The organism is Nonomuraea sp. NPDC050733 (assembly GCF_040654215.1).
Lineage (GTDB): Bacteria > Actinomycetota > Actinomycetes > Streptosporangiales > Streptosporangiaceae > Nonomuraea.
The window spans coordinates 180026-193193 of the sequence record NZ_JBFAHO010000008.1 but is presented as its reverse complement, the minus strand read 5'-3'; the positions used below and the strand labels follow the sequence as shown (position 1 = coordinate 193193).

The following is a 13168-nucleotide window of genomic DNA, read 5'->3' as shown; positions in this document are numbered from 1 at the left end:
GCAATCTGCCCGCAAGTATCCTCGTCTCATGAAGCATGACGAGGTGGACGGGCTCGTCCCGCGCTGGCGCGACGCCGGCATGCCGTCGGCCCTGATCGCCGCGCTGGAGCTCGGCAAGCGGGCGTCCCGCCTCGACATGCTCTTCCAGGAGGCCATCAGGGCGGAGCTGAGCGACCTCGGGCTCACCTACGCCGAGTTCGACATCCTGGCCGCGCTGACCCGCACACCGCCACCGCACCGCATGAAGCCGAGCGAGCTGGCCAAGGCCCTCTTCCTGACCTCCGGCGGCACGAGCAACGTGCTCCAGCGCCTGACGGCCGCCGGCTACGTCGAGCGCGCCGCGGACCCCGGCGACGCGCGCAGCCGGTGGGTGCGGCTGACGCCCGAGGGACGCCGCGTGGCCGACGCGGCGCTGGCGGCCTCGGGCAAGGCGTACACCGAGGTGATGGCGGGCGTTCCCGAGGAGACCGTGCGGCAGGCCGCGGACGCCCTGCGCGAGGTCCTGCTCGCGGTGGGCCGGCGCAGGGTCCGCTGAGGACGCGAAGAGCGCCCGGCCCCTCGGGGACCGGACGCTCGATCCGGGCGGTGCCCGGCCGGGCCGGCGACCGGTCCGTCAGGCCCCGGGCAGGAAGCCGATCCTGTCGCGGACCTGCTCCATCGTCTCCTCGGCCACCTCGCCGGCGCGCCGGGCGCCGATCGCCAGCAGGCGATCGAGCTCCGCCTCGTCGGCGAGCAGCTTCTCGGTACGCTCGCGGATCGGCGTGAACGTGTCGACCACGGCCTCCGCCACGTCCTTCTTGAACGTGCCATAGCCCTGGCCCTCGTAGCGGGCGACCAGCTCGGGGATGGGCGTGCCGGTCAGCGCCGACTGGATGCGCAGCAGGTTGGACACGCCCGGCTTGTTCTCCTCGTCCAACAGCACCTCCGAGCCCGTGTCGGTGACCGCGCGCATGACCTTCTTGCGCAGCGGGCCGGGCTGGTCGAGCACGTCGAGGATGCCCGCGGGGCTGGAGGACGACTTGGACATCTTGGCCGACGGCTCCTGGAGGTCGGTGATCTTCTCGACCTCCTTGAGGATGTGCGGCTCGGGCAGGGTGAACGTGTCGCCGAAGCGGTGGTTGAAGCGCTGCGCCAGGTCGCGGGTGAGCTCCAGGTGCTGCTTCTGGTCCGCGCCGACCGGGACCCGCTCGGCGTGGTAGAGCAGGATGTCGGCGGCCTGCAGGATCGGGTAGGTGAACAGCCCGACGCTCGCGGCGCTCTCGCCGAACTTGGCGGCCTTGTCCTTGAACTGCGTCATCCGGGCCGCCTCGCCCATGCCGGTCAGGCAGTTGAGCACCCAGGCCAGCTCGCTGTGCTGGCGTACGTGCGACTGCACGAAGACGGTCGAGCGCTCCGGGTCTAGCCCGGCCGCGAAGAGCTGGGCGGCGGCCACGCGGGTGCGGCGGCGCAGGTCGGCCGGGTCGGTCGGCACGGTGATCGCGTGCAGATCGACCACGCAGTAGAAGGCGTCGTGGGTCTCCTGCATCGGGACCCACTGACGGACCGCACCCAGGTAGTTGCCCAGGTGGAAGGAGTCCGCGGTGGGCTGGATGCCGGAAAGAACACGAGGTTGGGCCATGGCACCCAATTGTGTCAGGAATCCTGGTCGGGAGGCGACTCAACCGCCAGGCCGCGTTTCACCCTCACCCTGGCGATACGGCGTCCGTCCAGCTCCGTGACGGTCAGCTCGAAGCCGGGGATCTCCACGGTCTCGCCCACCTCGGGGACGTGGCCGAGCATCGCCATGACGAAGCCGCCGAGCGTCTCGTACGGCCCGCTGGGCAGCTTGATGCCGGTCTCGGTGGCGAAGTCGTTGAGATTGGTCAGTCCGTCGATCTCGATCTCGCCGGCCGGGAGGATCACGGTGTCGTCCTCGATGTCGTACTCATCCCTGATGTCGCCGATGAGCTCTTCGACCAGGTCCTCCAGGGTGACGATGCCGGCGGTGCCGCCGTACTCGTCGACCACGATGGCCAGGTGGTGGCCCTCGCCGCGCATCTCGGACAGCGTGGTGAGGATGCGCTTGGAGGCGGGCACGTACTTGACCGGCCTGATCGGCACGAGCTCGCTGATCGGCTCGATGCGGCCGGTCAGCACGGGGTCGAGCAGGTCGCGGACATGGACGAAGCCGATGACCTCGTCGTACGACTCCCGGTAGACGGGGAAGCGCGAGTGGGGCATCCCGGCGGCGAGCACGGCGGCCTCGGCCAGGGGCGTGTCGGCCTCCATGAACTCCACCTCGGTCCGGGGCAGCATCACCTCGCGCACCTGGCGCTTGCCCGCGGCGAACACCTCGGCGATGAGGTTGCGCTCGTCGGTGGTCAGGTCGGTGTGGCCGACCACCATGTCGCGCAGCTCCTCGGTGGTCACCTCCTCCCTGTCGGCCTGCGGGTTGCCGCCGAGCAGCTTGACCACGCCGTCGGTGGACTTCGACAGGGCCCAGATCACGGGCCGCGACAGGGCGGCGATCCGGTCGAGGAACGGCGCCACGAACAGCGACAGCCCCTCGGCCCGCTGCCGGGCCAGCCGCTTGGGGGCCAGCTCGCCCAGCACCAGCGACACGTACGAGATGGCCAGGGTGACCAGCACCAGCGCGAGCACGGGCGCGACGGCGACCGGCACGCCCCAGCCCTCCAGCACGGGGACGAGCTGGAGGCCGAGCCGGTCGGCGCCGAACGCGGCCGAGAGCATGGTGGCGACGGTCACGCCGATCTGCACGGCCGACAGGAAGCGGTTGGGGTCGAGGGCCAGCTTGGCCACCCGCTCGCCGCGGCGGCCCCGCTCGGCGAGCTTGCGCACCTGGCTCTCGCGCAGGCTGACCATCGCCATCTCCGCGGCCGCGAAGAAGCCGCCCACGAGGATGAAGACCAGGACGAGGGCGATGTTGGCCACGACAGCGTCAAACATGGTGGTTGGCAGCGTACTCAACGCCTTTCGGGCGTATGCTGAACGGCAAGTCGTACATAATCAAACATATTCGCACAGGAGTAGACATCATGAGGCTTCTGGTCACAGGCGGCGCCGGGTACGTGGGAAGCGTCGTGGCCGCCCAGCTCGTCGAGGCGGGGCACGAGGTGACGGTGCTGGACGACCTGTCGACCGGCCACGCGGACGCGGTGCCGGACGGCGCGCGGTTCGTCGAGGGCTCGATCACCGAGGCGCACGACGCGCTCGCCGGCGCGGAGGCGGTGCTGCACTTCGCGGCCAAGTCGCTGGTGGGCGAGTCGGTGGAGAAGCCGGGCCTGTACTGGTCGCACAACCTCGGCGGCACGCTGGCGCTGCTGGAGGCCATGCACGAGCAGGGCGTGCGCCGCATCGTGTTCTCCTCGACCGCCGCCACGTACGGCGAGCCGGAGCGCTCCCCCATCCAGGAGAGCGACCCCACGCGACCGACCAACCCCTACGGCGCCTCGAAGCTGGCCGTCGACACCGCGCTCACCGCCTACGCCGGCCTGCGCGGCCTCGGCGCGGTGAGCCTGCGCTACTTCAACGTGGCCGGCGCCTACGGCCGCTTCCGCGAGCGGCACGCGATCGAGACCCACCTCATCCCGAACGTGCTCAAGGTCGCCACCGGCGAGCGCGAGTCGGTCAGCGTGTTCGGCACCGACTACCCGACGCCCGACGGCACCTGCGTGCGCGACTACGTCCACGTGAGCGACCTGGCCCGCGCCCACCTGCTGGCGCTCGACGCGGTCCGCGAGGGGCGGCACCAGATCTACAACCTGGGCAGCGGCACCGGCTTCTCCGTGCAGGAGGTCGTCTCGGTCTGCCGCGAGGTCACCGGCCACGACATCCCCGCCGTCGTCGGGCCCCGCCGCGCCGGCGACCCGGCCGTGCTGGTGGCCTCCTCGGAGAAGATCCAGCGCGAGCTGGGCTGGAAGGCCGAGCGGGCGTCGATCCGGGACATCGTCTCCGACGCCTGGACGGCGCTTTCCGGCAAATGAGGCATGCGGCGGCGCGATATGTGCTGTGATACCGAAATGTGAGGACCTTTTCACCTAGGGTCACGTCTTCGCCCAGGGTCATGAAGCTGCTCTTCGGCTTCGCCGTCGTGCTGGGCAGCCTCTCGGCCGCCGCCGGAGTCGTGTTCGCCACGGCCTCATCAGCTCCTCATGCCCCCTCGGGGATCTCCTGCCCCGGCACGGGCGAGCGGAACACGCCGTCACCCTCCGCCTCCGCCGCCCTGCCCTGAGCGTCCCGCCCCCTGGCCCGGCCCACCGGACCTGTGAAAAGCGAAGCGCGCGCCCCGCGAACAGGACGCGCGCCGACACGGACGGCCCGATGGGATCAGGGGCCGCCGGAGAGGGTCAGATGAGGCCGAGGGACCTGACCGCGTCGCGCTCCTCGACGAGCTCCTGCACGCTGGCGTCGATGCGCTCGCGCGAGAACGCGTCGATCTCCAGACCCTGGATGATCTCGTACCGGCCGCCGGCCGAGCGGACCGGGAAGGACGAGATGAGCCCCTCCGGCACCCCGTAGGAGCCGTCGGAGACGACCGCCGCCGAGGTCCACTCGGCGCCGTTGACCCAGTCGAAGACGTGGTCGATCGCGGCGTTGGCGGCCGACGCGGCGCTCGACGCGCCCCGCGCCTCGATGATCGCCGCGCCGCGCTTGGCCACGGTCGGGATGAACGTCTCGCGCAGCCACTCGGCGTCGACCTGCTCGGCCGCGACCTTGCCGCCCACCTCGGTGTGGAACAGGTCGGGGTACTGGGTGGCCGAGTGGTTGCCCCAGATCGTCATGTTCCTGATGTCGGTGACCGGCACCTGGAGCTTGGCGGCGAGCTGGGACAGCGCGCGGTTGTGGTCGAGGCGGGTCATCGCGGTGAACCGCTCGGCCGGCACGTCCGGGGCGTGCTGCTGGGCGATGAGCGCGTTGGTGTTGGCCGGGTTGCCGACGACGAGGACCCGGATGTCGTCGGCGGCGTGGTCGTTGATCGCCTTGCCCTGCGGCCCGAAGATGCCGCCGTTGGCGCCGAGCAGGTCGCCCCGCTCCATGCCGGCCTTGCGCGGCATGGCGCCGACCAGCAGGGCCACGTTGGCGCCGTCGAACGCCACATTGGGGTCGTCGGTGATCTCGATGCCGGACAGCAGCGGGAACGCGCAGTCGTCGAGCTCCATCGCGGTGCCCTCGGCCGCCTTCACGGCCTGCGGGACCTCCAGCAGGCTCAGCTTGACCGGCACGTCCGCGCCCAGCAGCTGGCCCGACGCGATGCGGAACAGCAGCGCGTAGCCGATCTGACCGGCGGCTCCGGTGACGGTGACCTTGACGGGCGTGGCCATGGCCTTCCCCTAACTCACAGGACGAATCATTGACTTTGGGATGCTACCCGTTCGTCATCCGCAGGGTTCCATCGCGGGCGGCTTCAGCTCCAAGGTGAAGTCCACCTTTGCGAAATACCGGGTCAGCAGTTCCTTCATGACGCCCGTCCGGTAGAAGTCGGCGATCACGCTCCTGACCGTCTTGCAGGCCCGCACGTCGCCGCCCCGGATGCCGACCGCGTAACGCTCGTTGCTCAGCTTCGCGCCGAGAATCTTGAAGCGGAGGCTCTCGCGGCCGGCGAACCCGGCCAGGATCAGGTCGTCACCGGGCACGGCGTCGACGCGGCCGCTGCGCAGCAGGTCCATGCACTCGGCGTAGTTGCCGGCCACGACGGGCTCCACGTCCACCAGGGCCTGCACCTTGCCGACCGAGGGGCTGTTGACCGCGCACACCTTGCGGCCCTTCAGGTCCTCGACCTTCTCGATGCCGGCGCCGTCGTGCACCAGCACGTCCTGGTGGGCCAGGTAGTACGGGCCGGCGAACCCGACGCCGCTGTCGTCGATGGAGTACGTGGCGAGCACCAGGTCGACGGAGCCGTCGGCCAGCATGTCGTCGCGGTTGCCGACGGACACCCGGACGAACGTCGGGTTCGCCGCGCCCAGCTCGGCGGCGATCCGCCTGCCCAGCTCCACGTCGAACCCCTCGAACTCGCCGTCGCGCGCCAGGCCGATGCCCGGCAGGTCGCCCTTGACACCGATCACGAGCCGGCCGGTGGCGGCGACCTTGTCGATGACGCTGGCGAAGGTCCGCGGCGTGGGCGTCTCGTCGCCGGACGGCCCCAGGCCGAAGGCGCGCTGCGGCCACCCGTTGGCCAGGGCGACGACGCTTCCGGCCACGACGAGGGCGAGCACGGTGGCCAGGGCCATCCACCACGCCCTGCGGCGGCGGGTCCTCGCCAGTCCGCCGAGCTGGGTGGGCGGCGCGGGCGGCACCCCGGTGCGGCCGACGAGCGCCTGCAGACCCGCGTGCTGATCGCCGGAATGCTGGTCGCCGACGTGCTGGACGATGGATCGGTGACCGCCGGAGTGCTGGTCGCCGGGATGCTGGTCGCCGGAGTGCTGGTCGCCGGGGTGCGCCTGCTCGCCGGCGGTCGTGGCCGGAGCCGCGACCGGCAGGGCGGAGGCGTGGATGAACGAGGTCGCGGCGTCGGCGTCGGCGTCCGCGCCGGGGTCCGCCCCGCCGCCCGTGTGCCCGGACGTCCCTCCCGTTCGCACCTCGGAGGTCCCTCCGGTGTGCGCGGGGGACGCGGCGGGCGGGCCGGCCGTACCGGCGTCACCCGAGGAGCCGCCCGTAGCCGTGCGGGGGTGCCCCGGAGGCGCCACGGTGGTCGAGACGCGCAGGAACGGCGTGGTGTCGTCGGTGGCCACCTGCACGCCACGGGTGAGGACCGCCGTGGACGCCCCGGACGTCTCCGGCTGGCCGAGCAGCCGGAGCAGGATCTGGTCGGCCGAGGGCCGCTCCTCGGGCGACTTGGACAGCGCCGAGCGCACCACGCTCCGCAGCGGCTCCGGCATCATGCTCACGTCGACCTCGTGGTTGAGGATGCGGTTGAGCACGACCGCGATCGAGTTGCCCTCGAAGGCGGCCTGGCCGGAGGCCGCGAAGGCGATCGTCGCGCCCCACGCGAACACGTCGGTGTAGGGGCCCACGTCGTCACCGGCGATCTGCTCCGGCGCCATGTAGGCGGGGGTGCCGATGGCCCGGCTGGTGATGGTCCCGGTCGAGTCGATGATGCGGGCGATCCCGAAGTCGACCACCCGCGGCCCGTCGGCGGCGATGAGCACGTTGTCGGGCTTGAAGTCGCGGTGGATGATCGAGGCGTGGTGGATGGCGGTCAGCGCGGTCGCGGTGCCGATCGCCAGCCGGTCGAGCACCGTGCCCCGCAGCGGCCCGTCCGTGTCGACGATGTCCCGCAGGGCGCGCCCGTCGATGTACTCGCTGGCGATGTACGGCGCGTCGCCTTCGAGGTCGGCCTCGATGACCCGGGCGGTGCAGAACGACGCCACCCGCTTGGCGGCCTTGAGCTCCCTGGCGAAGCGCGAGCGCGCGATCGTGTCACCGCTGAACTTGACGTGCAGCAGCTTGATCGCCGCCCGCTCGCCCTGCTCGTCGACGCCCAGGTAGACGATGCCCTGGCCGCCCTCCCCGATCCGTCCGGTCAGCCGGAACGACCCCAGCTCGCCGGGGTCGCCGGTCACCAGCGGCGAGATCTGCGGCATTCGTCTTCCCCACACTGTGCTTACGGCCCGACGAGGCAAACTTTACGACGTGCAGGAAGTTCTCAGGGAGGCGTTAACCGTTCGTGATCCACGCTGGGTCTTCCTGTCCGCAACGGTGACACGCGGCCGCGGCGGCGTCACGCCCAGGGGCCGCACACGTCGTCCAGCACGGACGGGCTGTCCGGGTCCTGCTCGACGGTCCCGGTGGAAGTCCCCCACCAGCGGCTGACCTCGAAGACCAGCTCGACCGGTCCCGTCCGCACGGCCCCGCAGTCCTGGACCTCCCACGTGAGGTCCAGCCGCACCTCCTCACCGGCCGCGAGGACATGCGGGAAGCGGCCGCCGCCGGTCATCGCCGCCGAGCGCAGGAGGAGCCCCTCGGCGCGGACGCCCACCCCGGTCAGCGTGACCGGCGTCCACCCTTCGTTGACGAACCGCCGCGTCTCGTGAGTGGTGGCACTCTCCTCGTACGAGTCCACACGGAACGTGAGGCCGCCCCCGCCCCCTCCGTCCGCGAGGCGCGGCACCACGGCGCCGCTCGCCCACAGCAGCGCCAGGAGGGCAGGCACCAGCGCCACCGCGACGGGCGCCCCCGCCCTGAGCCCCCGCGCCCTGGCTCTGCGCGCCGTGGCGGCTTCGGCCACGAGCCGATCCGTTATTTCATCAGAAAGCACCAAAAACATCCCCCAGGCGTGAGATTCCGGATTCTGCTACTTTCTGCGCCGTGACGAAAGCCGATTCTTGTTAGCGGCGGCGTTCCTTGTCGTGCTGGCGGTGACGATTCGGGTCGCCGTTCCCCTCGCCGGCGAGCCGGTGCTCGTCGCCGAATCGGTGAGGTTCGCCCGGCGGCAGCGCCTGACGCTCACCCCGTTCAACGCGGCCGGCGTCGCCCGCAGGCTGCGCGCGGATCAGCGATTCCGCTATGCCGGAGCGGGCGCGGGAGCCGCGCTCGGCCTGGCCGGGATGGTCCAGGAATACTTCCCGGCTTCGCCTTACTATCCCGTTATTGGATGGTTTGCCGGCGTAATAGCAGCCGAAATAGCGGGCAGCCGTTCCGTGCCGCGCCGCGTCCGGCCCGCGGGCATGCGGCCGGCCCCGCGCGCACTCGTCGGCATCTGGCGCGCCGCCGCCGTCCTCTCCTGCGGGATCGCCCTGAGCACCGTCGCCCGCTCGTTCCGCATGGAGGTCGGTGTCGCCGAGCGCCTCGGCGCGACGCTGGCGCTCGCCTCGGTGCTCGCCGTCCACCTGCTGGTCAGGGACCTGCGCCGGCGCGTCCTGCCCGCCGGACCGGTGGACCTGGTCGCCGCCGAGCTGGCGCTGCGGGCGCGCTCGGCGCGCGTCGTGAGCCGTGCCGAGCTGCCCGGCGTCCTGGCCACGACGGCCGTCCCCTCACCCGCCGGGGACACGCTGGCGACGGTCGCCACCGAGTCCTCTCCCGGCGGACCCGTGCCGCGCGGCGTCGTCCTGACCGACGCGCGCGGGGAAGGGCCGACCCGCACGGTCGTGCCGCGGCTGCCCGCCGGGTGGCGTGCTCGCGCGATCCTGCGCTGGGAGAGCGGGAACACGCTCGTCACCGAGACCCGCGGCCCCCATGGCGAGGTCGGCCGCCACCTGCTGAACCCGGCCGACGGGACCACGACCCCGCTCCGGCTGGACGACCCGTCGCCGATCGTGGTGGGCACGCTGCAACAGCAGCGGAGCTAGTACGGCAGGGCGCGGGTCTTGTACGTGGTGCGCAGGAACGGGTCCTTGAACTTGGGGAACGCCACCGTCGTCACGTCGCCGTCCGAGGTGTAACGCATGTCCGGGTTGTTCTTCAGCCATTCGAGCCACGCCGTCGAGCAGAACTGCGCGCAGTCGCCCTTCTTGTCCATGGCCCTGATGCGCGGGATGCCGAGCGGGTCGAAGGAGCGGCTGAACGGCGACGGCGCCGGGGTGTAGCCGGCCAGGAAGACGCCGCTGTGCTCGTACGACACGTCACCCAGCTTGCCCCGGGCCGCCCATTCCTTGCGGCTCGGCTGGTTGCCGTACGGCAGGGCCAGCGTGACGGGCTTGACGTTGGTGAGGGCGCCGATCTGCTGGGCGATCGAGCCGATCTGCTCCTCGACCTCCTTCTTCGACTTGCCGCGCAGGTTGACGTGGTCGCGCGTGTGGTTGCCGATGTCGAAGCCGTTCTGCTTGAGCCAGAGCAGCGTCTCCGCCTGCTCCTCGCGCACGGTCTTGCCGAACATGTCGCGCGTCACGTAGAACGTCGCCACCGGCCGGAACCCGGGATGTCCGGCCGCCACCTCCCGCAGGATCGCGACCGCGGTGTCCGGCTTGGGATTGCCGACCTCGTCCAGGGAGAGCTGCGACGGCGAGGAGTCGTCGAAGGTCAGCACGGCCGGGTGCGTCCCGGCGGGGATGTCCATCTTGCCGGTGACGAACTCGGCCGCGGTGACCGGCACGTAGCCGTCGGCGGCGAGCCGTTCGAGGTCGGAGCGGAACTGCTCCGGAGTCCTGTCGTCCGTCGTCGTCGGGTTGCTGATGACCCGGTGGAACATCAGCACCGGCACCTGGCCGAGCTCGTTCGCCTTGACCTTGGCCGCGGCGGCGACCTTGGCCGCCCGGGTCTGTTTGCTCTGGGCCGCCGTGTCGGCCTTGCCGCTGCTGGACGTGGGAGCGGGCTCACTGCCGCAGCCGCCCGCGATCACGACCACCGCCGCCAGGCCCACACCGCTCAAGACACGCAGTCGCATCCGAACCCCCCGAGACGCGTACGACTCCTTGGGGAGGCTCCTACCCTGGTGATCAACTACGCCACGCCCGCCGGAACCCCAAGAGATGGCCCTGAACAGCGAAAAGGGCCGCCCGGAGGCGGCCCTTCCCCAACGGGACGATCAAGCCATCTTCTTCTTGAGGTTCTCGTCCAGCGCGGCCAGGAAGTCCTGGGTGGTGAGCCACTCGGCGTCGCCGCCGACCAGCAGCGCCAGGTCCTTGGTCATCTGACCGCCTTCGACGGTCTCGATGCAGACGCGCTCCAGCGTGTCGGCGAACTCGGTCACCGCGGGGGTGTTGTCGAGCTTGCCCCGGTGGGCGAGGCCGCGGGTCCACGCGAAGATCGACGCGATCGGGTTCGTGGAGGTCGGCTTGCCCTGCTGGTGCTGGCGGTAGTGCCGGGTCACCGTGCCGTGGGCGGCCTCGGCCTCGACGGTGCGCCCGTCGGGCGTCATCAGGACCGAGGTCATCAGGCCGAGCGAGCCGAAGCCCTGCGCGACCGTGTCGGACTGGACGTCGCCGTCGTAGTTCTTGCACGCCCAGACGTAGCCGCCCTCCCACTTCAGGGCAGCGGCGACCATGTCGTCGATCAGGCGGTGCTCGTACGTCAGGCCGGCCTTCTCGAAGTCGGCCTTGAACTCGCTCTCGTACACCTCGGCGAAGATGTCCTTGAAGCGGCCGTCGTACGCCTTGAGGATGGTGTTCTTCGTCGACAGGTAGACCGGGAAGTTGCGGGACAGGCCGTACCGCATGGACGCCCGCGCGAAGTCACGGATCGACTCGTCCAGGTTGTACATCGCCAGCGCGACGCCCGGGCCGGGGAAGTCGTAGACGTCCAGCTCGATCGGCTCGGAGCCGTCCTTCGGGGTGAACGTCAGGGTCAGCGTGCCCTCGCCGGGGACCTTGAGGTCGGTGGCGCGGTACTGGTCGCCGAACGCGTGACGGCCGACGACGATCGGCTTGGTCCAGCCGGGCACCAGCCGCGGCACGTTCGACATGATGATCGGCTCGCGGAAGATGACGCCGCCGAGGATGTTGCGGATGGTGCCGTTCGGCGACCGCCACATCTTCTTCAGGCCGAACTCCTCCACCCGCGCCTCGTCCGGAGTGATCGTGGCGCACTTCACACCCACGCCGTACTGCTTGATGGCGTTGGCGGCGTCGATCGTGACCTGGTCGTCCGTGGCGTCACGGTGCTCGACGCCGAGGTCGTAGTACTTCAGGTCGACGTCGAGGTAGGGCAGGACCAGCTGTTCCTTGATGAACTGCCAGATGATCCTGGTCATCTCGTCGCCGTCAAGCTCGACGACCGGACCCTCCACCTTGATCTTGGGCATGCGAATGGTTCCCCTTCAATGAATTGATGCGTCGAGGCTATCGGACGGCCAAGTCAGCGCGCGAAAAGGGACATGATGAGGGCCTTGAGCTCGTTGTTCCCCAGCAACAGGGAGGTCAGCACGAGCACGAAACCGAACACGCCCAGCGTGACGGCGTCCGTCCTTCTGCTGCGCACGGCCAGCACGCCGCCGTACCCCGCGAAGCGCAGGGCGGCGGCCACCATCACCGCGCCGCCCAGCGCGAACCCGCCCCACCGCGGGTCCACGAGCAGGGTCACGGCGACGGCCACGACCGCACCCGCCAGGATCAGCGGGTACGGCCCCCAGCTCTCGTCCGACGGAGTCACCTCTCCTCGATCGGCTTCCACTTCTGGTCCCGCTCTCCGATGTACTCGCTGTCGGGACGGATCAGGCGGTTGTCGGCGTGCTGCTCGATCACGTGGGCCGTCCAGCCCGCCATGCGGCTGATCGAGAAGACCGGCGTGAACAGGTCGGTCGGGATGCCGAGGTAGTGGTAGACCGTCGCGGCGTAGAAGTCGACGTTCGGGTAGAGGCCCTTCGTGTCGAAGACGACCTCCTCCATCTCCTTCGACATCCGGTAGTACGTGTCGTCGCCGGACGCCTCCGCCAGCTCCTGCGACATCCGGCGCAGATGCGTGGCCCGCGGGTCCTCCGTCTTGTAGACGCGGTGGCCGAAGCCCATGATCTTCTCGCCCGCGGCCAGCTTCTCGCGGACCGAGCTCGCCACGTCGCCGGGCGAGATCGACTCCAGGGTCTTCATGACCTGCTCATTCGCGCCGCCGTGCAGCGGGCCCTTGAGCGTGCCGATGGCGGCGACGATCGCGGAGTGCATGTCGGACAGCGTGGCGGCGCAGACCCGGGCGGCGAACGTCGAGGCGTTCATCGTGTGGTCGGCGTGCAGCACCAGGCAGGCGTCGAAGATCTCCACCTCCCGGGCGCCGGGCTCGCGGCCGGTGACCTGGAGAAGGAAGTTCGCCGCGATGCTGAGCCCCGGGTCCGGGTCCGGCGCGCTGCCGCCGGTGCGGGCCGCGTGGTAGCGGGCCACGAGCAGCGGCTGCTGGGCGGTCAGACGGGCGGCCTTGCGCAGGTTCGCGTCGGGGGCGATCGAGTCGCGGTCAGGATCGTCCGCGGCGGTCAGCGAGACGAGGCTGCGCAGCGCCTCCATGGGTTTCTGCTTCTCGGCGATCTCGGCGATGTTCGCCGCGGCGAGCGCGCCGAGCTCACGGCCTCGCGCCAGCTCGGCCCCGAAGGCGTCGAGGTCCCGCCGGGTGGGCAGCTTGCCCCGCTGGAGCAGATGGGCGGTCTCTTCGAACGTCGCTCTGCCTGCCAGGTCGTGGATGTCGTATCCCCGGTAGAACAGGCGACCGGCCTTACCGTCGATGTCGCTCAACGCTGTGGACGCGGCTACGACGTCGGCCAGGCCTTTCGTGGGCTTGTCCGCCATGAGTCTTTCCTCCGGTTATCTTCGGTGGA

General features: G+C 70.6%; 13 protein-coding genes. 4 read left to right on the top strand and 9 right to left on the bottom strand.

Annotated elements, in window-relative coordinates; genetic code table 11:
* The first annotated feature begins 28 nt into the window (after positions 1–28).
* Entirely contained in the window at positions 29–535 is a 507-nt protein-coding gene (locus AB0H64_RS17200) for a MarR family transcriptional regulator (RefSeq protein ID WP_357624945.1), read from the top strand.
* A gap of 78 nt (positions 536–613) precedes the next feature.
* Here the strand turns inward: AB0H64_RS17200 and trpS are convergent, their stop codons facing one another.
* Positions 614–1618, bottom strand: coding sequence for a tryptophan--tRNA ligase (trpS, locus tag AB0H64_RS17195; protein ID WP_357624943.1), 1005 nt, complete (start codon positions 1616–1618; stop codon positions 614–616).
* 14 nt (positions 1619–1632) lie between these two features.
* Positions 1633–2946: a hemolysin family protein gene (locus tag AB0H64_RS17190; protein ID WP_357624941.1), complete on the bottom strand. Its 1314-nt coding sequence runs from the start codon at positions 2944–2946 to the stop codon at positions 1633–1635.
* Positions 2947–3035: 89 nt separating this feature from the next.
* Between AB0H64_RS17190 and galE the strand changes: the two genes are divergently transcribed.
* Positions 3036–3983, top strand: coding sequence for a UDP-glucose 4-epimerase GalE (gene galE / locus AB0H64_RS17185; protein ID WP_357624938.1), 948 nt, complete (start codon positions 3036–3038; stop codon positions 3981–3983).
* 80 nt (positions 3984–4063) lie between these two features.
* Positions 4064–4231, top strand: a complete 168-nt coding sequence (locus AB0H64_RS17180) for a hypothetical protein (RefSeq protein WP_357624935.1) — start codon at positions 4064–4066, stop codon at positions 4229–4231.
* A gap of 115 nt (positions 4232–4346) precedes the next feature.
* Here the strand turns inward: AB0H64_RS17180 and AB0H64_RS17175 are convergent, their stop codons facing one another.
* From AB0H64_RS17175 to AB0H64_RS17165, 3 genes are all read right to left on the bottom strand, one after another.
* Positions 4347–5321, bottom strand: a complete 975-nt coding sequence (locus AB0H64_RS17175; RefSeq protein WP_357624932.1) for a malate dehydrogenase — start codon at positions 5319–5321, stop codon at positions 4347–4349.
* Between the two features lie 54 nt (positions 5322–5375).
* Positions 5376–7580 carry a serine/threonine-protein kinase gene (locus AB0H64_RS17170; protein WP_357624929.1) on the bottom strand — a complete coding sequence of 735 codons (2205 nt, stop codon included), beginning with the start codon at positions 7578–7580 and terminating at the stop codon, positions 5376–5378.
* Positions 7581–7717: 137 nt separating this feature from the next.
* Positions 7718–8224 carry a hypothetical protein gene (locus tag AB0H64_RS17165; RefSeq protein WP_357624926.1) on the bottom strand — a complete coding sequence of 169 codons (507 nt, stop codon included), beginning with the start codon at positions 8222–8224 and terminating at the stop codon, positions 7718–7720.
* Between the two features lie 130 nt (positions 8225–8354).
* Between AB0H64_RS17165 and AB0H64_RS17160 the strand changes: the two genes are divergently transcribed.
* Positions 8355–9284 (top strand): hypothetical protein, encoded by a 930-nt coding sequence (locus AB0H64_RS17160; RefSeq protein WP_357624923.1) that lies wholly within the window; start codon positions 8355–8357, stop codon positions 9282–9284.
* Here AB0H64_RS17160 and AB0H64_RS17155 read toward each other — a convergent pair.
* The 4 genes from AB0H64_RS17155 to AB0H64_RS17140 form a co-directional block, all read right to left on the bottom strand.
* A complete protein-coding gene (locus tag AB0H64_RS17155; protein WP_357624920.1) occupies positions 9281–10318 on the bottom strand; it encodes a polysaccharide deacetylase family protein in 1038 nt (345 codons plus the stop codon). The two genes, AB0H64_RS17160 and AB0H64_RS17155, sit on opposite strands and share 4 nt — an antisense overlap.
* Positions 10319–10459: 141 nt before the next feature.
* Complete coding sequence (locus tag AB0H64_RS17150; protein WP_357624919.1) at positions 10460–11674, bottom strand: NADP-dependent isocitrate dehydrogenase; 1215 nt, start codon at positions 11672–11674, stop codon at positions 10460–10462.
* A gap of 53 nt (positions 11675–11727) precedes the next feature.
* Entirely contained in the window at positions 11728–12021 is a 294-nt protein-coding gene (locus AB0H64_RS17145; protein ID WP_357624916.1) for a DUF3017 domain-containing protein, read from the bottom strand.
* Complete coding sequence (locus AB0H64_RS17140; protein WP_357624913.1) at positions 12018–13139, bottom strand: citrate/2-methylcitrate synthase; 1122 nt, start codon at positions 13137–13139, stop codon at positions 12018–12020. The genes AB0H64_RS17145 and AB0H64_RS17140 overlap by 4 nt, the downstream gene beginning before the upstream one ends.
* Positions 13140–13168 lie beyond the last annotated feature (29 nt).